The sequence below is a fragment of the uncultured Caldilinea sp. genome (genome assembly GCF_937128415.1).
Taxonomy (GTDB): domain Bacteria; phylum Chloroflexota; class Anaerolineae; order Caldilineales; family Caldilineaceae; genus Caldilinea.
In genome coordinates, this window is sequence record NZ_CAKZMJ010000057.1 from 40,855 (window position 1) to 59,597 (window position 18,743).

An 18,743-nucleotide genomic window follows, 5' to 3' on the forward strand; every position below is an offset into this window, starting at 1 on the left:
GGTCTCAGGCGCGCACCTCGATGTCGTAGAGCCGCCGATATTCCTGAATGGCGTACCGGTCGGTCATGCCGGCCAGGTAATCGCAGACCACGCGATGCAACCCTTCCGCCGATGAGGCGGCGCGTCGTTGAATTTCATCCGGCAACTGACGAGGCTCGTTGATGTAGGCCTCAAAAAGCTGCGTCAGGGTGCGCGTCGCCTTGACCGCCATCCGCACGACGCGATGATGCCGGTAGAAATGCTGGAACAGGTACTGTTTGAGCTCTTGATTTTCTGCAGCGAGCGCAGGCGAATAACAGGCCATGTTTTCCGCCGCCTTGCGCACATCCTCGACCGAGCCAATGGCGAACTCCTCCAGCTTGCGCGAGGTCGCTGCAATTACGTTGCTGACCTCGATCCCGATCAGGCGCCGAATAAAGCGATAGCGCACGAGGTCGCTGCGCAGGTCGGCGTCCAGGCCGAGGCCTAAAGAATCCAGGGTGCGTCGAGCGATGGCCAGGGATTTGACCTGCTCTGGATCGAGGATGCCGCTGCGCAGTCCATCGTCCAAATCGCTCGTGTTGTACGCGATCTCATCGGCCAGGTTGCTCAACTGACACTCCAGCGTCCCACGTTCCTCGGGATGATAGTCGCGTGCATCGACCACGTCGTAGTCGGTGTCATGTTTGACGACGCCCTCGAGCGTTTCATACGTGAGGTTGAGGCCGGGGTGGTCAGGGTAACGGCGCTCGATTTCGGTGAGGATGCGATAGGTCTGGCGTTGGTGATCGAAGCCGCCGTGCTCCGCCATCAGGCGATGGAGCGTTTCTTCGCCGACATGACCGAAGGGCGGATGTCCTAGGTCGTGGGCGAGGCAGATCGCTTCCGTCAGGTCTTCATTGCATCCCAGCGTGCGCGCCAGCGTGCGACCGATCTGCGCCACCTCGATGCTGTGCGTGAGCCGATTGCGATAATGATCGCCTTCGGAATAGACAAAGACCTGCGTCTTATACTCCAGCCGTCGAAAGGCCGTTGTATGAATGATGCGGTCGCGATCGCGCTGAAAGTCCAGGCGGTAGGGATGGGGCGATTCGGGATAGCGGCGGCCTCGGCTGGCGCTGTTGCGCATCGCATAGGGCGCCAACGTCTGAGCTTCACGCGCTTCGAGTTCTTGTCTGGTGACAATCATGACGGACTCCTCCCCATAGAGGGCGGATTTCACTCGGCCTTGCCTTCACGTAAGCTGCTCCCCGCCGTCCACGACCAGCACGGAGCCTGTGACGAAATCCGCCTCGATCAGATAGCGCACTGCGTTGGCGGCGTCGGCGGGCGTGCCCCAACGTTTGAGGAGCGTGCGGTTGGCGACGCGCTCGATGCTTTCTTGTGGATGATTGTCCGGCGGCAACACCGGACCGGACGCCAGGGCGTTGACGCGGATCGTCGGCGCCAGCTCCAGCGCAAACTGGCGCGTCAACGCCAGCATGCCGGCCTTGCCGACGGCGTGCGCAGTGAATCGACGCCACGGCTGCCACGCCGAAAGATCGATGATGTTGACGATGGCGCCGCCGCCCCGCGCCTGCATGGAAGGGATCAACGCGTTGGTCACGTAAAACGTCCCATCGATCGAAATACGCGTGACGCGATGCCAGGCGTCCATCTCGGTGGTGGGAACAGGCGTCTGCGTAAAATCGCTTGCGCTGTTGACGAGGATGTCGACGCCGCCGAAGCGCTCGATGGCGGCGCGCGCCATGCGCTGCACCGCCGTCCAGTCAGAGACGTCGCACTGAATCGCAAATGCATCGACGCCCAATGCCCGCGCCTCCGCCTCTGTCTCGGCTGCAGCTTGCGCAGATCGGTTGTAGTTGATCACAACGTTTGCGCCCGCGCCGGCCAGCATCAGCGTGATCGCCTTCCCGACGCGCGTCGCTCCCCCTGTCACTAACGCCACTTTGCCTTGAATGTCCATCATCATTTCCTGTCAAGAGTGATCGCCGATTCGCTTTGGCTTTTGAGTCATTCAAATTGTAACCATTCGAGCAGTCACAACAAAACAGGGTGACGGAGCAACCGTCACCCTGTTTGGGACGCCACACTTTGGAGAGACTGCGTCGTTCGCCCGCACCGCCTTGTCGCAGGAAAAACTCACCGCCAAATCGAGAAGGCCGAAAGGCTATTTTTTCCCCTGTTGGGTGCTGAGCGTGCGCTGAATGATCTCGTCCTGGATTGCTCGCTTTTTGGCCGCCTGACTGCGTTTGTGCTTCTTGTTTTTCGTTGCGCCGAGCAGCGTCACGCCGCTGCGCTCCTGTGCACGCAGAAAGGCCAGCTGCATGGCGGTGAGCCCCTCGAGATGGGCGAATTTGTCCTCAAATTCCTCCTCCGGCTCTTCCGCAGCGGCCGGCTCTGGCTGCGCCGCTTTTTCCTCGGCGACCGGCGCCGGCGGTTCAGGCTCAGGTCGCAGCCCTTTCATGGTCAAGTCGATGCGATTGCGCCGTCGCGCGATCTCCAGGATGCGCACCTCGATCGTATCGCCGACTTTGACGACGTCTTCGGGTTTGGCGACGAAACCATCCGCCATTTCGCGCACGTGCAAGAGGGCGTCGCGGCCGACGCCGATGTCAACGAAGGCGCCGTAGGGCAAAAGACGCGTCACCGTGCCTTCCAGCACTTCCCCGACCTGCAAATCGCGGATCGTGCGTTTGCCCGGCTCGATCATGGTGAGGCTGATGCGGTTGCGCTCGCGATCCAGTTTCTTGATCCAGAGGGTGACTTCCTGGCCTTCCTGGAGGACATCGGTCACTTTCGCCACTCGGGTGGTCGAGAGCTCGGAAATGTGAATTAAACCATCGCGGCCGACGCCGATATCGACAAAAGCGCCAAATTCGGTGATGCGCTTGACTTTGCCCTGGATCTGTTGCCCTTCGCGCAGCAGCTTGACAACCCGCCTGCCTTCCTCCGCAGTCGCAGCGTCGGACTGCGAAACATTCGTTGTCGTCTGCGGCGACTCTCCGCGGCTGTGCACCGCAGCTGCGCCAGGCGACGACGTTTCTGCAAGAGGTTCCGACGCTCCAGGAAGGTCTGACTGTCCTTCCAGCGTCGGCGCACTGACCTCTTCGCTGTGAATCAATTCTTGCTCGCTCATTTCCATGTCCTCCCGAACACTACCGGCGCCGCCTCTGTGCGCCTCCATTCACCGATTTTGGATTCGATTCAAATCATGCAAAATTTTTCGATAATTTGTTCAAGTATACCTTCTGTTCTCTAGAAACGCCAAAGCAAGAGACTTTGGAAAGGCGAAAAGAGCGCGCAGCAGATCAGAGGCGCGGCATAAACAACGCTTCGCTGCACACCTGTTATAATCAATTTGATTGCAAAACCTTATCAACCCTATCTATCAAGTAGGAGTCAGAGTGGACGCCGCCCAACAAACCCAATGGAATGAATTGAAAGCGCGCTGGCGAGAAATTTACGATCTGACAGGCGCAGCCGCCCTGCTGCACTGGGATCAGGCGACCTATATGCCGCCGGCGGGAGGCGCTGCGCGCGCCCGTCAGTCAGCGCTGCTCGAACGCCTGGCGCATGAACGGCGCACCGATCCTGCCATCGGCCGCCTGCTTGACAGCCTGGAGCCGTGGTTTGCTTCTCAGCCCCCTGACAGTGTGGAGGCGGCGCATTATCGCAAAATGCGCAAAGTCTATGAGCGCGCCACGCGCATCCCGGCCGCGTTCGCCGCCCGGTTCACAGAGCATGTCGCCAATACCTACATGGTCTGGGCCGAAGCGCGCCCCGCCAATGACTTCAAACGCGTGCAACCCTGCCTGGAACAGACGCTCGTCCTGAGCCGACAGATGGCGGAGTTTTTCCCTGGCCATGCTCACATCGCCGACCCGCTGATCGACATGGCGGATGAGGGCATGACGGTGGCGACCCTCCGCCCGCTCTTTGAAACGCTGCGCCGGACGCTGACGTCCTGGGTCGCCGTCATCGCCGAGCGCCCTCAGGTGGACGCCGCTTTCCTGCGTCGCCACTATCCCAAGCCGCAACAGCTCGCCTTTGGCGAGCGCATCGCCGCCGCCTTCGGCTACGACTTCAAACGCGGCCGCCAGGATGAAACCCATCACCCCTTCATGACCAAATTCTCCCACGACGATGTGCGCATCACCACCCGCGTCGATGAGCACGACCTCGCCAACGCGCTCTTTAGCACCATGCATGAGACCGGCCACGCGCTCTACGAGTTGGGCATCGACGAGGCGTACGACGCCACCGTGCTCGACGCCGGCGCTTCGCTCGGCGTGCACGAGAGCCAGTCGCGGCTGTGGGAGAACCTCGTCGGCCGCAGTCGACGCTTCTGGGAGCACTATTATCCGGCGCTGCGTGCGACCTTCCCGGAGCAACTGGCCGACGTCGATCTCGAAACCTTCTATCGCGCCATCAACCGCGTGACGCCTTCACTCATTCGCACCGAGGCCGACGAGGTCACCTACAACCTGCACGTCATCATTCGCTTCGACCTGGAGCTTGAGCTGCTTGAAGGCAGATTGTCGATCGCCGATCTGCCGGAAGCATGGGGCGCCCGCTACGAAGAGAGCCTCGGCGTGCGCCCGCCGGACGATCGCGACGGCGTGATGCAGGACGTCCACTGGTTCGCCGGCCCCATCGGCGGCGGCTTTCAGAGCTACGCCCTGGGCAACATCATGGCGGCGCAATTCTACGCCGCCGCCCTCGACGCCCATCCCCAGATCGAAGCAGAGATCGGCCAGGGCTGCTTCACGACGCTTCACGCCTGGCTGCGCGAGAACATCTATCGCCACGGCGCCCGCTACACCGCCGATGAGCTGCTTCGCCGCGTGACCGGCCAACCGTTGACGCTGGAGCCTTATCTCACCTATCTGCGCACCAAGTATGGCGAGATCTACGGCTCTTTGGAAGGTTGAATTTAGGGTGTTTTCTAAACTTGACGACTGTGTTATGATGAAAAAAGTGATGTCTCGCCCATAACGCTGCCCACTCTGTCAGGATTTCCGTCGCTTCGAGCATGGCTTCTCGCACGCTGGTCGACCTCGATATTTCGGTGACGCGCAGCCCTTCCGGCTATACGGCCACCTTGCGCGCCCCCGACGGTCGACGCGTGCAGACCGCCTTTCAGGCGCCTTTTGAGGAGTATCAGCTCAAGTATTACATCGCTGAAGCGACGCGCGGCCCCCAGCCGGCGCGTCGCTCCTCCAGGCAAAGCGCAGACGCTCTTGCGCAGGAGATAGGCCGCGCCCTTTTCGCCGCCATGTTTTCCGGCGCAGCGCTGCATCAGTTGGACGCAACGCTGGACGCGCACGCCCTGACGAGCGAGCAGGGCGTGCGTTTGCGTCTCGACCTGAGCGGCGCGCCTGAGCTCTCCAGCCTGCCCTGGGAATTTCTCTACCACCCGGAGCGCCGCTTTTTCCTGGCGCTCTCGCCCGACCTGACGGTCGTCCGCTATCTTCAGACTCCGGAGCCGGTGCGCACGCTGCAGGTGGAGCCGCCGTTGCGCATCCTGGCGATGGCTTGCAGCCCGCGCGACCTGGAGCCGCTCGACGTTGCGCGCGAACGCGCCGGCCTTGAGGCCAGCCTGGAGCGACTGATCGCCGCCCGCATGGTGGAGATTGACTGGGCGCCGGCCAACACCCTGCACGCTGTGACGACGCTGCTCGCCCAGCGCGACTACCACATCTTTCATTTCATGGGGCACGGCGCTTATCTGGAAGAGCCGGAGGGGAGCAAGGCGGGCTATCTCCTCTTTGAAAGCGACGATGGAACGGCGACGCCGGTCGGCGCCGCCCGTTTAGGCCAGGCGTTTCGCCGCACCGTGCGCCTGGCGCTGATCAACGCATGCGAAGGCGCCGTCGGCGATCTCAACAACCCGTCCGCCGGCGTGGCGACCAGCCTGCTGGCGCAGGGGACGCCGGCGGTCGTCGCCATGCAGTTCAGCATCAGCGACGTCGTCGCCATTCCTTTTGCGAGCGAATTTTACAGCGCCATCGCAGTGGGCCTGCCTGTAGACGCCGCCATGACCAGCGCGCGACGCCACGTTTGGGCGCGCTTTGAAGACAGCGGCGAATGGGCGACGCCGGTGCTGTACCTGCGCGCGCCCGACGGCGTGCTTTTCGACCTGAAGCCGACGACCGGCGACGCGCACACCCAGGCGCTGCGACAAGAAGTCGTTGCGTCGACGATGGGCAATCTCGACGTTGACCTGGTTCAACTGCGCGCCATTCTGTCGTCCGGCGCGGGAGAAGTCATCCGACGACTGCCTGACTGGCTCAAAGATCGATGGCAGAGCGCCGACCGCACGGCGGAAGAGCTGTATCAGCAAGCCGTTGAACATATGCGCGCGGAACGATGGGTCGACGCCAATCGTTGTTTCAAACTCTGCAACGACCGTTCCCCGGGCTATCGCGACATCATGGTTCTCTGGCAGCAGTCGAAGCTGCAGGAGCGGCTCGCCGACCACTACCGGCGTTTGGTTAGCGCCTATGCGGAGCAGAAATGGCGGCAGGTGCTCGAGCTGGCCAGGGCCATTCTTGCCGAAGCGCCCTCCTACAAAGACGCGCCGGCCATGTATAACCATGCGCTGCGCGCCGTAGGCGCTCCGCCGCGTCCGCCTGCATTGCCGCCTGACCCGACGAGTCAGGCGCAGCCGCCGCATCTCCCTCCTGCGCGCCCGCCGACGCTGCCCGGCGGCGCTGAAAAACCGGAGACGGGGCGCAACTCAGGCCAGGAGCGTCCTCCCTCTCTGCCTCGCGGATCGTAGGAATACGCCAGCGCGAAAATACAATCACCCACGCAACGCGAAAGGAAAACGCCATGACCTTCAGTGAAGTTGACCAAAGGTATGCTGAATTGAAACTGCAATTCCAGGCCGGCGCCATCTCCGAGCAGGAATTTGACGAAGCGCTGCGCGCCCTGATGATCCAGGACGAGCAAGGGAGATGGTGGGCCAAGGCTCGGGAGACCGGCCAGTGGAACTACTACGATCCCGCTACGCAAAACTGGGTGCCGGCCACTCCGCCGTCTCCTCCAGCGCAACCGCCGAGGTCGGCTCCACCGCCGTCGGTCGATCCTTCGCTCGGGCGTCAGTTCGACGCCCCCGCGCCGCAGGTGCAGGCCGGCGTAGGATTCGGCGGCGTCCAGCCGGAGCTTTCCCCGGGGCTCAAGATTGTCTTTTATGTGCTCTCTTTCCTGGTGCCAATCGTCGGCATCGTGCTCTACTTTGTCTATCGAAACAAGCCGGCGCAAGAAGATCGCTCCGCCGCCAATCTCTTCCTGATCCTTGGGCTGATTGCTTTCGCCCTGAGCTGTTTTTGTTCGATCGTGCCTTTCCTGTTTGCGCCGGTGGTCAATTATTGAGCGTTGTGTCTTGAGCGCCCGTATGAAGCCTCGAATCGAAATGCGCGCCGCCTGGAATCAAATCGCCGCTCACTATCAGCAGCGCCACGCCATCCCCACCGACAGTGCACACTACGGTCCGTGGGCGCCGCCGGAAAATCGCCTGCGTTTGCTCGGCGACGTGAAGGGGCTGCGCATCCTCGAAGTGGGCTGCGGCGGCGGCCAATGCAGCATCGCCTTCGCCAAACAAGGCGCCATCGCCGCCGGCCTCGACCTGAGCGACGCTCAACTCGAGCACGCTCGTAAGCTGGCGGCGCAAGAAGGCGTTGCGGTCGAGTTCGTCCAGGGGACGGCGGAAGACCTCAGCGCCTTCCGCAACCGGGAGTGGGACGTCGTCTTCAGCGCATATGCGTTCCAATACGTCGCCGACATGCCGCGCTGCCTGGGCGAATGCGCGCGCGTGCTGCGCCCGCAGGGGCGCCTTGTCTTCAGCCTCGATCACCCTTTTCGAGACTGCTTTTTTGACCCAGAGGAAGACGACGTCACCCTCTATCCGGCGCGCAGCTACTTCGACTCGACGCCGATGACCTGGAGGTTCGACGACACCGGCGTGTGGATGCGCTCCTATCACCACACGATCGGCGAATGGATCGACATGCTGAACCAGGCCGGTTTCCGCCTGCTGCGTCTGCTGGAGCCGTCGCCCCCGGAGGAGATGCTGGACGAAATCTGGCCCTACGACGATCCGCTCTCCGCCCTTCGCCATATCCCGCCGACGATCATCTTCGTGGCCGTTCTGGACGACCGACGGTAGCGGCGCCGAACGCACCCTGCGCAGCCTTCCGTTTGGAAGCCCCTGCCCTCATCATGCATAATCTGGATCATGCATAACCTGGCTATGAGTCGTTTCACGCTGCCGACGCCCTGTCGCATTGTTGCCATCGAGGTCGACAACTATCGCACCAAAACATTCGTCTTCGACGCCCGCCTGGAGGCTGCGCCTGGCCAGTTCGTGATGGCGTGGCTGCCGCGGTTCGACGAAAAACCCTTTTCGCTGGTGAACGCCGACCCGGTGACGCTCATGATCACGGCGGTCGGCCCCTTCACCCGGCTGGTGCATGAGCTGCAGGTCGGCGACCGACTCTGGCTGCGCGGGGCGTTTGGCCATGGCTTCTGCGCGCTCCCCGAACAACGGCGGCCGGCGCTCGTCGGCGGCGGCTACGGCGTGGCGCCCTTGCTCTGGCTGGCGCAGCGGCAACTTGCCGAGGGCGCACAAGTGACGGCGATCGTCGGCGCGCGTACACGGGACGATCTCTTATACATCGACCGCTTCGAGCAGCTACGCGCCTCGACGCCGCCGGGCGCCTTGACGATCCGGGTGACCACCGAAGACGGAAGCCGAGGCCAGCCTGGTCGCGTGACCGATGCGTTGAGGCCGCTTATCGAGCGCGGCGAGATCGACGGCGTTTACGCCTGTGGGCCGCATGGCATGCTGCAGGCCGTCGAAGCAGCGGCGCAGCGGGCTTCTCTTCCCTGTCAATGCAGCTGGGAGGCCTACATGCGCTGCGCCATCGGCATCTGCGGCGCATGTGAGCATGCAGGCAAAGTGCTTTGTTTGGACGGCCCGGTGCTTGCAACGCAGCAATCTTCCAGTGCATCTTCTCATTGCGCATCGCCTTTATGACGAAACCTTTTTATTGTCAACTTCAACAGTTCCTGGATGAAGGTCTGACCGTGGCGGTGGCGACGATCGTCCAGGTCAAGGGTTCGACCCCACGCGAAGTCGGCGCAAAGATGATCATCCACCCCTACGGCAAGCATGTCGGCACGGTCGGCGGCGGCTGCGGCGAGGCGGAGGTGATCCGCGCCGGCCTCGACGTCATCGCCGATGGACAGCCGCGCCTCGTGCGCGTCGACCTGACGGAGCCGATTTCGATGCAGAGCATGGGCGTCTGCGGCGGCGTGTTGGACGTCTTGATCGAGCGGTGGGGGCCGGAGGAAACGGAAGCCCAGAACAATCCGGTGCAGGCCGAGGTATGATGCGCGCCATCGCAGCCGCGCTGGCGGCCTCCGCCGAGCGTCGAGAGGCAGTCGCCCTTGTCAGCGTCGTCCAGGCGACGGGCGAGTTCTTGCCTGCGCTTGGGCGGCACCTCGTGGTCTGGCTCGATGAACGCACTCCGCTGGGCGACCTGCAGCTCCGCGACCTGCAGCCCCGGCTCCTGGAGGAGGCGCGCACCGCCCTGCGCGAACGACGTCACGCCCGGCTGGATTATCGCACCGAAGCAGGCGCCATCACACTTTTCGTTGAGGTGCAACCTCAGCCTTATCACCTGATCATCGCCGGGGCCGGCCATGTGGCGGCGCCGCTGGCGGTGATGGCCTCTCTCTGCGATTTTTCGGTGACGGTGCTGGACGATCGTCCGCAATACGCCAACCGTGAACGCTTCCCCACCGCCGATCGCGTGATCGCCGGTCCATTCCGGGAGGAGCTGCGCAAGCTGCGCGGGGATCGTCCCACTTTTGATCCCAACACCTGCATTGTGTTGGTCACCCGCGGCCACCAATACGACGTCGATCTGTTGCTCGAAGTGTTGGATGATCCGGTGGCCTACATCGGCATGATCGGCAGTCGCCGACGCGTTCGCGCCGTCTACGAGCTGCTCGAACGCGAGCGCGGCATCCCCCGTCACAAGTTTGACCGCGTCCATGCGCCGATCGGGTTGGACATCGGCGCGCAAACTCCCGCCGAAATCGCCGTCGCCATTCTGGCCGAGATCATCGCCGTTCTCCGCAAACAGTCTCCAGAGCGCTCCTAGCAAAACGCAAAAAACGTAAAAAGAGGGGATTGACAAGCACCCTTTTTTGCGTTAAACTTTTAAGTAATCACCACGTAACCGATTACGTAATATTTGCGAAACCCATGAAGCGAGGCGCAATTACGCAAAAGGAGATTGCGGCGCGGTTGGGCGTTTCCGTCGCAACCGTTTCGCGCGCACTCAACGATCAGGACGGCGTGAGCCCAGAGCTGCGGCGACAGATTCTGGAGCTGATGCGGCAGGAAGGCTATGCGCCGGATGTGGCGGCGCGCAACCTGGCCACGGCGCGCACGGAGACGATCGCATTCGTCATGCATCAACATCCGCAGGTCTCCAACGACGACCCGTTCTATTCGTTGATCATGGCGGGCGCAGCCGCAGAGCTTGCGCAGCACGGGTACCATATTTTGTTGTCCCTCCTGGATGACGAGACGATGGCGCACCCCCAGCGCTTCGCCGTGGTTCAGCAACGTCGCGCGGACGGGCTGATTCTGGCCGGCCCGGACATTGCGCCGTCCTTCATCCTGCACATGCTGGCCAGCGACACCCCTGTGGTGCTGGTGGACAATGCGCTGACGCAGACAAGCGTGGACGCCGTCGTTGTGGACGACGCCGGCGGCGCTGCGACCGCAGTGCAACATCTGATCGGCCTTGGACATCGCCGCATCGTCTGTCTGTCGGGTCCGGAGACATGGCATAGCAATCGGGAGCGGGTGACCGGTTACCGCCAGGTGATGGAGATGCACGGCCTGACTCCGATGGTGATCCGTTCGAATGAAACGACCATCGCCAGCGGCGAAGCCAGCATGGCGGAGGCGCTGGAGAGCTGGCCGGGCCTCACGGCGGTCTTCGCCATCAACGACTCCATGGCGATCGGCGCCATTCGCACGGCGAACCAGAGGGGACGACGGGTCCCCGAGGACTTAGCGGTGGTCGGCTTTGACGACATCCGCTGGGCGGAGCTGTGTACGCCGCCGTTGACGACCGTGCATGTGTTCAAGCGGCGCATGGGCCGACTGGCTGCGCAGCGACTTCTCGATCGGTTGGCCGAACGGTCACCGAAAGAAGCAGATGCGGGTCCCAGTCCACCGGTGCGCATGATCGTCGGCGCCGAGCTAGTTGTGCGCGAGAGCTGCGGCGCCGGACTGAGAAGCTCGCTCCAGAATGTCACGAGTGGCTAGCGTCAGAACGCAAGGAGGGTGCCGCATGACGTGAAATGTTCTGAACCGCTCTTGAGCAAAGTTGATTCTTTTCGTCGCAAGAGTTTCACCCTATTCAAACCGAAAGGAGACCGTCCGATGAAACGACCTATTTTTCTTTTCAGTCTGCTGTTGATCCTGGGGCTGGTGGTGAGCGCATGCGCCGCGCCTGTGACCGCACCTGCCGCTGCACCTGGGGAGCAGCCGGCGCCCGCCGCCCAGAAGGTGACGATTCGCCTGGCGACATGGGCGGGCGTCGATGAATCCGCCGAACTCCAGGTGCTGTTGGACGCGATCAATAGCGAGCAGGACAGGTTCGAGATCGTCCATGAACCGGCGCCGGCCGACTATTACACCAAGATTCAGACGGCGCTGGCGGGCGGCACCTCCGCCGACCTCTTCTGGCTCTCCCAGGAGTGGATCGCCGGCATGGCTGCGCAGGGTGCGCTGCTCGACATCACCGACTTTTTGGCCGGCGACACTGTCCACCCCGCGGCGAATCTTGATGACTACTTCCCCGATATTTTGAAGACGGCGCAATATCAGGGGCGCACCTACGGCCTGCCGTGGATTGCGCAGCCGGTAGTGCTCTATTTCAATCGGGGGCTCTTCGACGCCGCCGGCGTCGACTATCCGACCGCCGACTGGACCTGGGATGACTTTGTGGCCGCCGCCGCTGCGCTGACCAAGGACCTTGACGGCGACGGCAAGAACGACCAGTGGGGCTTCACCATGAACGGCTGGCCGCCCCCGCAGATGTTCGTCTGGCAGGCGGGCGGCGAAGTGATCACCGCCGACCTCAGCGCGTGCCCGATCGACACGCCGGAGGCGATCGCCGGCTTCCAGTTCTACGCCGATTTGATTTACGACGATGTGCACACGCCGCCGGAGGCTGTGATCCAGGAGCAGGGCTTCGGTGAGATGTTCAAGGCGGGCAAGATCGCCATGTTCATGGGCGGCGCCGCCGACGATCTGGATCGCGTGCCTGGGCTGGACGTCGGCGTGGTGCGCGTGCCTGCCGGGCCGGCCGGACGCCCGACCTTTGCGTGGACGGCCTCGACCGTCATTGCGGCGCAGACCCAGAATCCGGAGCTGGCCTACGAGGCGTTGGCGCTGTTGACCGAGAAGATTCACGGCTGGAAGATCGTCGCCCCGCGCAAGTCGCTGGCCAATGTCGAGGCGCTGGTGGCGGCCGAGCCGCGCAAGGAGAAGAATGCAGCGGCCATCGTCGAGGCGATCCCGGACATGCGCGCCTTCAACATCATCCCGCGGCATCAGGAGTGGGACACGATCTTCTGGGGCGACTTCATGGATCCGCTCTTCCATGACCAGGGCACAGCCGCCGAGCTGGCGCCGAAGATTCGTCCGATGTTGGAAGAGTTGCTGCCGTAACGTGATGAAGTGTTGCGTGTTGCGTGTTTCACAAAGACACGCAACACGCACCGCGCAACACGAGTCGCCGTCGGAGAAAGGAGTTTCGGCATGGAGGCTGCGATTCAATCCTACTGGCCAACGCTGGTGCGCTGGTCGCTGGTTGGCGGCGCACTCGGTGCAATGATGTATTTGTTGAACACAGGGCTGCAACGCATCGGTGTCAAGCGCGACATCGCGCGCGGCTACGCTTTTGTCCTGCCGTGGATCTTCGGCTTCCTGATCTTCAGCCTGTACCCGTTCTTCTATTCGTTTTATCTCAGCTTCACCGAGTACAACATCTTTCAGCCGCCGCGATGGATCGGGCTGGACAACTACGTGCGCATGTTCACAAGCGACCGCAACTTCTGGCCTTCGCTGCGGCTGACGATGCTTTACGCCTTCTTCAATGTGCCCTTGGGCATGATCGGCGCGTTGGGCGTGGCCTTGCTCCTCAACCGCAACGTGCGCGCCATCGGCTTCTGGCGCACGCTCTACTACCTGCCGGCTGTGTTGCCTGCCGCCGCCGTGGCGCTGTTGTGGCGCTGGATGTTCAGCCCTTCTTCGGGGCTGATCAATTTCTTCCTGCAGCCCTTCTACGCCTTGTTCAACATGCAGCCGCTGGCGTGGTTCACAGATCCCAACCTGGTGCTGCCCGCCTACGTGATCATGGGCATGTGGGGCGTCTTTGGCGCCAACGCCGTGATTTTGCTGGCCGGGCTGAAGAATATCCCGCGCGCGCTCTATGAGGCCGCCCAGATCGACGGCGCCGGGACGTGGGCGCAGTTTCGCTTTGTGACGATCCCGATGCTCAGCCCGACGCTCTTTTACACGCTTGTGACGGGCATCATCGGCGCGCTGCAGATCTTCACGCAGGCGTTCTTCATCACGACGCCGCAACGCGCCGGACAGTTCTTGAATGTGCTGATCTATCAGGAGGCTTTCGCCTTTCGCCACATGGGCTACGCCTCGGCGATGGCGTGGTTCCTGCTGGCGGTGATTCTGGCGTTGACGCTCCTGGTGATCCGCTCATCGGCGCTGTGGGTCTATTATGAAAGTGAGAAAGGATAAGGCCATGGCTGCCACTCCTGCCGTCGCTGCGGAAAAGTCGATGTCCGGCGCACGCGTGCGCACGCCTCGCATGCGCATGCGCCAGATGCTGGACCGCGTCCTCACCTATGCGCTGCTGATTTTTTTCTCGCTCTTCGTGTTGATTCCTTTCGCCTACATGATTTCGACCTCGCTCAAGACGGAGGATCAGCTCTTTATCTGGCCGATTCGATGGATCCCGGACCCCATCGCCTGGAGCAACTACCCACAGGCGTTCATCGAGCTGAGCCGAATTGCGCCTAATCTGACCTTCTGGCGCATTCTCGCCAATACGCTTTTTATCACGCTGTTGGCGATGACCGCCGAGCTGATCGCAGTGTCGTTGGTCGCCTATGGCTTTGCGCGCTTTCAATTTCCGTTGCGCAACACGCTTTTTATTATCCTGCTTTCCACCATGATGTTGCCGGGCATCGTGACCTTGATCCCGACCTTTTTGATCTGGCGCAACCTTCAGCTCATCAACACCTATGATCCACTGGTCACCGGCATCTGGCTGGGCGGCGGGGCCTGGGCGGTCTTCTTGCTGCGCCAGTTTTTGCTGACCATTCCCAGAGATTTCGAGGAGGCCGCGTACATCGATGGCGCCAATGTATTGCAGGTTTTCGTCATCATCATGTTGCCGCTGATCAAGCCTGCGCTGCTGGCGCTGGCCGTGTTGATCTTCCAGGGCAACTGGAACAACTTCATGGGTCCGCTCATCTACCTCAACAGCGTCGACAAATTTCCGATGGTGATGGCGCTCAAATTCTTCCAGGAGTCCCTCTCTAAGGAAGCGCCCAAGTGGCACTACATGATGGCGATGTCGACGGTGATGGCTGCGCCGCTGCTGTTGCTCTATTTCATGGCGCAACGGTATTTCATCGAAGGGTTGACGATCGGCGGCGTAAAAGGATAGGTCGCCGAATGTGTCCCGTGTTGCGTGGTTCGCATCTCGAGGGACGCCATCCCAGGCGCAACCTTTCGACGCTGCTCCACGCAACACGAATCACGCAACATAAATTACGCACCACTCAAATCACGGAGAATTTGCATGAGCTTTCGCTTAGAACGACATCCGGAGCCGGTGTTGACGCCGGACCCGACTTCCTGGTGGGAGTCGGAAAATGTATTCAATCCCGCCGTCATTCATCACAACGGTCTCTTTCACATGATTTATCGCGCCCAGGGCGTCGATTGGGTGAGCCGTCTCGGCTACGCCGTCAGCGCCGACGGCGTGCATTGGAACCGCATGCGCCACCCGATTTTGACGCCGGAGAACGCCTACGAATCGCGCGGCCTCGAAGACCCTCGCGTCGTCTTGCTCGATGGCGTCTTTTACATGACCTACACTGCCTATGGCAGCAAATTCGCAGGAGAGGGCAAACCCACGCACGCCGGCGGCGGCATCCTGCCGATGATCGCCATGAGCCGCAACCTGATCACCTGGGAGCGCATCGGCCCCATCGTGCGCGGAGAGGACAACAAGGATCATGTGCTCTTTCCGCGCAAGATCAACGGGCGCTACGCTGCGCTGCATCGTCGTTGGCCACAGGTCTGGATCGCCTATTCCGACGATCTGCGCACGTGGCCGCAGGAGCAGATGGCGCCGATCTACGGGCCGCGGCCGGACAACTGGTGGGATGCGCGCAGCGTCGGCAGCAACGGCCCGCCGATCGAGACGCCCTACGGTTGGCTCTGCCTCAACCACGCCTATGCAGAAGACCGCATCTATCGGCTGGGCGTCATCCTGCTCGACCTGGAGGACCCGACGCAGGTGATTCACCGCCCCAAGGAGCCGATCTTCTGGCCGGAGGAGTTATGGGAGCTGCGCGGGGACGTGCCCAACGTGGTTTTCAGCAACGCCAATCCCGTCGTCGATGACCGCGTTTACGTCTACTATGGCGGCGGCGATCACGTCATCGGTCTGGCGACCTGCGCTTTGTCTGATTTGATCGAGTACGCACGCTTCGGTTGAGCAAACGGAATGCGGATAGGAAATGCAGCCCAATGCGAATGCGCCGTCACCAGACGGCGCATTCGGCTCAAATAAACCGGAGAAAGGTGGAGGCGTCTATCTGTTCACCGTCGGCAGGAAAATCCTTGCGGTGAGGTTCACCCCGCGCACCTCGGTGGCGACCAGCGTGCCGTCCGCTTCTTCATAGCTGTTCACCAGCGCCAGGTCGCCGACTTCCAGCCCGCTCTCCAGGTCGTCGATGTCGGTGGCGGGCGTCACGACGTAGTTGACGCCGCCGATGCGCCACACCTCGGAGCCATCCGCCGCCGCAGCGGCCACCTCTGCCTTGGCTTCGATTTTGGCGAGTTTCAGGAGTGCGCCGGCGCCGGGCGGCACTTTCGTCTCCAGCTCATGGATGATGCGCTGCCCGTTGACGATGCGGTACTCCACAGAGACGTAAGCGCCCACGCCCAACAGTCCGTTGGTCTCTTTGAACTTTGTGCGCGCGTCCGCAATGAAGGCGGCGCCGTTGATGACCCACTGGCCGATCAGCCCGTCGGGCGGCATCTGATCGACGAAGCCAAAGGTTTTGAAGTGGTTGGGGCGAGAGACGCCGCCCTGGGAGCGCGTGGTTTCAATCTTGAGCGCGGTGCGTTGACCGTTCGCATCCACGACATACTTCACCCGCACTTTGGCGCCGACTTGCAGCGCGCCGTGCTTTTCGCGCAGCCGCGTCTGTTCCGTCACCTGATACTCGACGCCGCTGATCACCCACGTTCCGATGCGTCCTGCGGGCATGCTTTCGACAACGCCGAAGGCATGGCCGCGACCGAGGTGCACGCCCGATTTCGTTTCAATCTCGCGGGCGTAGAAGGTCCCGTCCAGCAGGATGACAAATTTCACTTTGACGAGCACGCCGACGGCAAAGGCGCCGTGCTTCTGCTCGAATTTCGTAGAGGCGTCGGCGACGAAGGTGATGCCCGCGATGTTCCATTCGCCGATCAGCCCCTCGGGGAAGCTCTGCACTTCGCCAAAGAGTTCACCTTTGCCGATGATGTTGTCGTCGCCGCCGTTGTTGCACTTGTGATCTCGCTCCGTCTCAACTTCGCGCAGCGTCGGCGGGTCGGTGCTCAAGAAGGCGTGCAGTTTCACGCAGACGCCGACGGCGAACGGCCCATTCTTCTGCTCGAACTCTGTGGAGGAGGTCGCCGTGTACTTGACGCCGTCGATCACCCACTCGCCGATCAGTCCTTCTGGGAAGCTGTCGATACGGCCAAAGCGCTCGACCTGAGGCCCTGGCGGCGTCGGCGCAGGAGGCACCGTGCCGTTGCCGCCGCAGTCGGAGAGCGGCCGGCTTTCCATCTCGCGCACCCGGAAGGGCTGCTCCGTCCCGCTGAAGTGCACTTTGGCGCAGGCGCCGACGACCAGCGGACCGTGGCGCTGCTTGAACTTGACGCCGGGAGACGCCTGATAGGCGACGCCGCCGATCGTCCATGCGCCGATCAACCCGTGGGCAGGTTTGCTTTGAACAATGCCGAAGGCCTCCTGTTCGGAAGGCGGCGGGCCGCCGTTGCAGTCATCGTCGCTTTTGGTGGCGATCTTCTTCGCCAGGAACGGCGCTGCGCTTCCGCTGTACTCCACTTCGACGCATACGCCGACCGCGGCCGGGCCTTTGTCCTCGCGGATGCGCGTCGCTTCCGTGACGAGAAATGTGCGGCCTGCGATCACCCACTCCCCCAGCAGTCCACTGGCCGGCATCGCCTCGATGCGCCCCTTCAGCTCTTGCCCATCCGCCAGCGCTACGCGACTCGACCAAAGCGCTGAGAGAACAATAAATGCAATTGCAGCAATGATCCAGGTTTTGGGCATCCGCCCGGACGGTCTAGACATCGTTCCATCCTTTCTGACTCGCACTGTTGCTTTCTGTTTGCAAGGTTGGCTGCTCAAAGCAATTCCCCTTCATCTCTAAAGTGCAGTCCGGCTTTGAAAAAAATACATCGGGTTGCATTCGATGTATAATGTCGTATTTGATGGCGAAAAAATGGCGCATCGAAATCGTTTGCGCTCTACATATCTACATGAGGAAACCAAATCAACCACAAGCGAAGAACATATGATTTTGACCGACCTGCACATGCATTCCACCCATAGCCTCGATGGCAACCACACCATCGCCGAACTCTGTGAGCAGGCGCTCGCCCTCGGTTTGACGCATATCGCCGTCACCGATCACGTGGAGTGGCTGCCGGATGGCGTCCATCAGCGGCCGGACTTCGATCGCTACTTCGCCGAGCTCCACCATTGTCAACAGCGCTACGCCGCTCGCGGCCTCACGCTGTGGAGCGGGGTGGAGTTGGGCAACCCTCACGAGCATCTTGCCGAAGTGGAGGATCTGCTGGCGCGCTATTCGTTCGATATGGTCATCGGTTCTCTGCACTGGCTGCAAGGTCGGAATATCCATTACGTGGATTGTTTCGACGGCCGGCAACCCGAGGATGTGTACACCCTCTATTTTGAAGAGCTAGCCCACATCGCCGCATCGGTGAATTGCAAGATTATCGCCCATTTTGACCGCATCTTTTGGCCGGGAACGGTGCGTTTTGGCCCGCCGGCGATCGAACGCATCGAGCAGCCGGTGCGCAAGGCGATGCGCGCCCTCGTCCAGCACGGACGAATTCTGGAGCTGAACACGCGCTTTTTGACTTATGTTCCAGGTTGGAATCCGGCGTTGGAGACGGTGTTGCGCTGGTATCGAGAAGAGGGCGGGCAGTTTGTCGCCGTCAACTCGGATGCGCACCGCGCCTCTGAGATCGGACGCAATCGAGAGATCGGTGAAGCGTTGGTCGAGCGAGCGGGGTGCCTCCCCTACCTGGGCAAGGAAAAGGTGAAGGCGTAGAAGGTTGTGCGCTGTGGGAGCAACGCTCCCACAGCGCACAA

Annotated in this window: 17 protein-coding genes; 13 read left to right on the forward strand and 4 right to left on the reverse strand. The window is 61.8% G+C overall.

From position 1 onward, the window contains the following. Positions 1-4: 4 nt before the first annotated feature. The 3 genes from Q0367_RS08965 to Q0367_RS08975 all read right to left on the reverse strand — a co-directional run bounded on the left by Q0367_RS08965 (position 5) and on the right by Q0367_RS08975 (position 3,118). The gene (locus Q0367_RS08965) at positions 5-1,168 is read right to left on the reverse strand and encodes a deoxyguanosinetriphosphate triphosphohydrolase (RefSeq protein ID WP_298981705.1); all 1,164 of its coding nucleotides are present in this window, start codon (positions 1,166-1,168) and stop codon (positions 5-7) included. Positions 1,169-1,213: 45 nt separating this feature from the next. Continuing rightward, the gene (locus tag Q0367_RS08970; RefSeq protein WP_297635210.1) at positions 1,214-1,951 is read right to left on the reverse strand and encodes an SDR family NAD(P)-dependent oxidoreductase; all 738 of its coding nucleotides are present in this window, start codon (positions 1,949-1,951) and stop codon (positions 1,214-1,216) included. 198 nt (positions 1,952-2,149) lie between these two features. Continuing rightward, on the reverse strand, positions 2,150-3,118 hold the full coding sequence (locus tag Q0367_RS08975) for a S1 RNA-binding domain-containing protein (protein WP_297635207.1): 969 nt from the start codon (positions 3,116-3,118) through the stop codon (positions 2,150-2,152). A gap of 268 nt (positions 3,119-3,386) precedes the next feature. On the opposite strand from Q0367_RS08975, the gene Q0367_RS08980 reads away from it, so the two are divergent. The 12 genes from Q0367_RS08980 (at position 3,387) to Q0367_RS09035 (ending at position 15,827) form a co-directional block, all read left to right on the forward strand. Further along, positions 3,387-4,913, forward strand: a complete 1,527-nt coding sequence (locus tag Q0367_RS08980; protein WP_298981707.1) for a carboxypeptidase M32 — start codon at positions 3,387-3,389, stop codon at positions 4,911-4,913. Positions 4,914-5,014: 101 nt separating this feature from the next. Further along, positions 5,015-6,763 carry a CHAT domain-containing protein gene (locus Q0367_RS08985; RefSeq protein WP_298981709.1) on the forward strand — a complete coding sequence of 583 codons (1,749 nt, stop codon included), beginning with the start codon at positions 5,015-5,017 and terminating at the stop codon, positions 6,761-6,763. An 89-nt stretch (positions 6,764-6,852) separates the two neighbouring features. Next, positions 6,853-7,359, forward strand: a complete 507-nt coding sequence (locus Q0367_RS08990; RefSeq protein ID WP_298981711.1) for a hypothetical protein — start codon at positions 6,853-6,855, stop codon at positions 7,357-7,359. A gap of 22 nt (positions 7,360-7,381) precedes the next feature. Continuing rightward, positions 7,382-8,152: a class I SAM-dependent methyltransferase gene (locus tag Q0367_RS08995; protein WP_298981713.1), complete on the forward strand. Its 771-nt coding sequence runs from the start codon at positions 7,382-7,384 to the stop codon at positions 8,150-8,152. Positions 8,153-8,236: 84 nt separating this feature from the next. Beyond that, positions 8,237-9,022, forward strand: coding sequence for a hypothetical protein (locus tag Q0367_RS09000; RefSeq protein WP_298981715.1), 786 nt, complete (start codon positions 8,237-8,239; stop codon positions 9,020-9,022). Then, complete coding sequence (locus Q0367_RS09005; RefSeq protein ID WP_298981717.1) at positions 9,019-9,378, forward strand: XdhC family protein; 360 nt, start codon at positions 9,019-9,021, stop codon at positions 9,376-9,378. Before Q0367_RS09000 ends, Q0367_RS09005 begins: the two co-directional genes overlap by 4 nt. Then, on the forward strand, positions 9,375-10,154 hold the full coding sequence (locus Q0367_RS09010; protein ID WP_298981719.1) for an XdhC family protein: 780 nt from the start codon (positions 9,375-9,377) through the stop codon (positions 10,152-10,154). The genes Q0367_RS09005 and Q0367_RS09010 overlap by 4 nt, the downstream gene beginning before the upstream one ends. A 104-nt stretch (positions 10,155-10,258) precedes the next feature. Further along, positions 10,259-11,335, forward strand: coding sequence for a LacI family DNA-binding transcriptional regulator (locus Q0367_RS09015; protein WP_298981721.1), 1,077 nt, complete (start codon positions 10,259-10,261; stop codon positions 11,333-11,335). Between the two features lie 117 nt (positions 11,336-11,452). After that, entirely contained in the window at positions 11,453-12,745 is a 1,293-nt protein-coding gene (locus Q0367_RS09020; RefSeq protein WP_297635177.1) for a sugar ABC transporter substrate-binding protein, read from the forward strand. Positions 12,746-12,835: 90 nt separating this feature from the next. Further along, entirely contained in the window at positions 12,836-13,834 is a 999-nt protein-coding gene (locus Q0367_RS09025) for a carbohydrate ABC transporter permease (RefSeq protein ID WP_297635173.1), read from the forward strand. A 4-nt stretch (positions 13,835-13,838) separates the two neighbouring features. Further along, complete coding sequence (locus Q0367_RS09030) at positions 13,839-14,768, forward strand: carbohydrate ABC transporter permease (protein WP_297635170.1); 930 nt, start codon at positions 13,839-13,841, stop codon at positions 14,766-14,768. Between the two features lie 135 nt (positions 14,769-14,903). Beyond that, positions 14,904-15,827 (forward strand): glycosidase, encoded by a 924-nt coding sequence (locus Q0367_RS09035; protein WP_297635167.1) that lies wholly within the window; start codon positions 14,904-14,906, stop codon positions 15,825-15,827. 96 nt (positions 15,828-15,923) lie between these two features. Here the strand turns inward: Q0367_RS09035 and Q0367_RS09040 are convergent, their stop codons facing one another. After that, on the reverse strand, positions 15,924-17,696 hold the full coding sequence (locus tag Q0367_RS09040) for a DUF5666 domain-containing protein (RefSeq protein ID WP_298981725.1): 1,773 nt from the start codon (positions 17,694-17,696) through the stop codon (positions 15,924-15,926). Between the two features lie 223 nt (positions 17,697-17,919). Here Q0367_RS09040 and Q0367_RS09045 point away from each other — a divergent pair, with 223 nt between their 5' ends. Then, complete coding sequence (locus tag Q0367_RS09045; RefSeq protein WP_298981727.1) at positions 17,920-18,702, forward strand: histidinol-phosphatase HisJ family protein; 783 nt, start codon at positions 17,920-17,922, stop codon at positions 18,700-18,702. Positions 18,703-18,743: the final 41 nt, after the last annotated feature.

Bases quoted from the DNA above. Each gene is read 5' to 3' on its own strand.
- Q0367_RS09040 (WP_298981725.1), bottom strand. From the start codon at position 17,696: ATGTCTAGACCGTCCGGGCGGATGCCCAAAACCTGGATCATTGCTGCA.
- Q0367_RS08970 (WP_297635210.1), bottom strand. From the start codon at position 1,951: ATGATGATGGACATTCAAGGCAAAGTGGCGTTAGTGACAGGGGGAGCG.
- Q0367_RS08965 (WP_298981705.1), bottom strand. From the start codon at position 1,168: ATGATTGTCACCAGACAAGAACTCGAAGCGCGTGAAGCTCAGACGTTG.
- Q0367_RS09030 (WP_297635170.1), top strand. From the start codon at position 13,839: ATGGCTGCCACTCCTGCCGTCGCTGCGGAAAAGTCGATGTCCGGCGCA.
- Q0367_RS09020 (WP_297635177.1), top strand. From the start codon at position 11,453: ATGAAACGACCTATTTTTCTTTTCAGTCTGCTGTTGATCCTGGGGCTG.
- Q0367_RS08985 (WP_298981709.1), top strand. From the start codon at position 5,015: ATGGCTTCTCGCACGCTGGTCGACCTCGATATTTCGGTGACGCGCAGC.
- Q0367_RS09005 (WP_298981717.1), top strand. From the start codon at position 9,019: ATGACGAAACCTTTTTATTGTCAACTTCAACAGTTCCTGGATGAAGGT.
- Q0367_RS09010 (WP_298981719.1), top strand. From the start codon at position 9,375: ATGATGCGCGCCATCGCAGCCGCGCTGGCGGCCTCCGCCGAGCGTCGA.
- Q0367_RS08975 (WP_297635207.1), bottom strand. From the start codon at position 3,118: ATGAGCGAGCAAGAATTGATTCACAGCGAAGAGGTCAGTGCGCCGACG.
- Q0367_RS09000 (WP_298981715.1), top strand. From the start codon at position 8,237: ATGAGTCGTTTCACGCTGCCGACGCCCTGTCGCATTGTTGCCATCGAG.
- Q0367_RS09025 (WP_297635173.1), top strand. From the start codon at position 12,836: ATGGAGGCTGCGATTCAATCCTACTGGCCAACGCTGGTGCGCTGGTCG.
- Q0367_RS09035 (WP_297635167.1), top strand. From the start codon at position 14,904: ATGAGCTTTCGCTTAGAACGACATCCGGAGCCGGTGTTGACGCCGGAC.
- Q0367_RS08995 (WP_298981713.1), top strand. From the start codon at position 7,382: ATGAAGCCTCGAATCGAAATGCGCGCCGCCTGGAATCAAATCGCCGCT.
- Q0367_RS09045 (WP_298981727.1), top strand. From the start codon at position 17,920: ATGATTTTGACCGACCTGCACATGCATTCCACCCATAGCCTCGATGGC.
- Q0367_RS09015 (WP_298981721.1), top strand. From the start codon at position 10,259: ATGAAGCGAGGCGCAATTACGCAAAAGGAGATTGCGGCGCGGTTGGGC.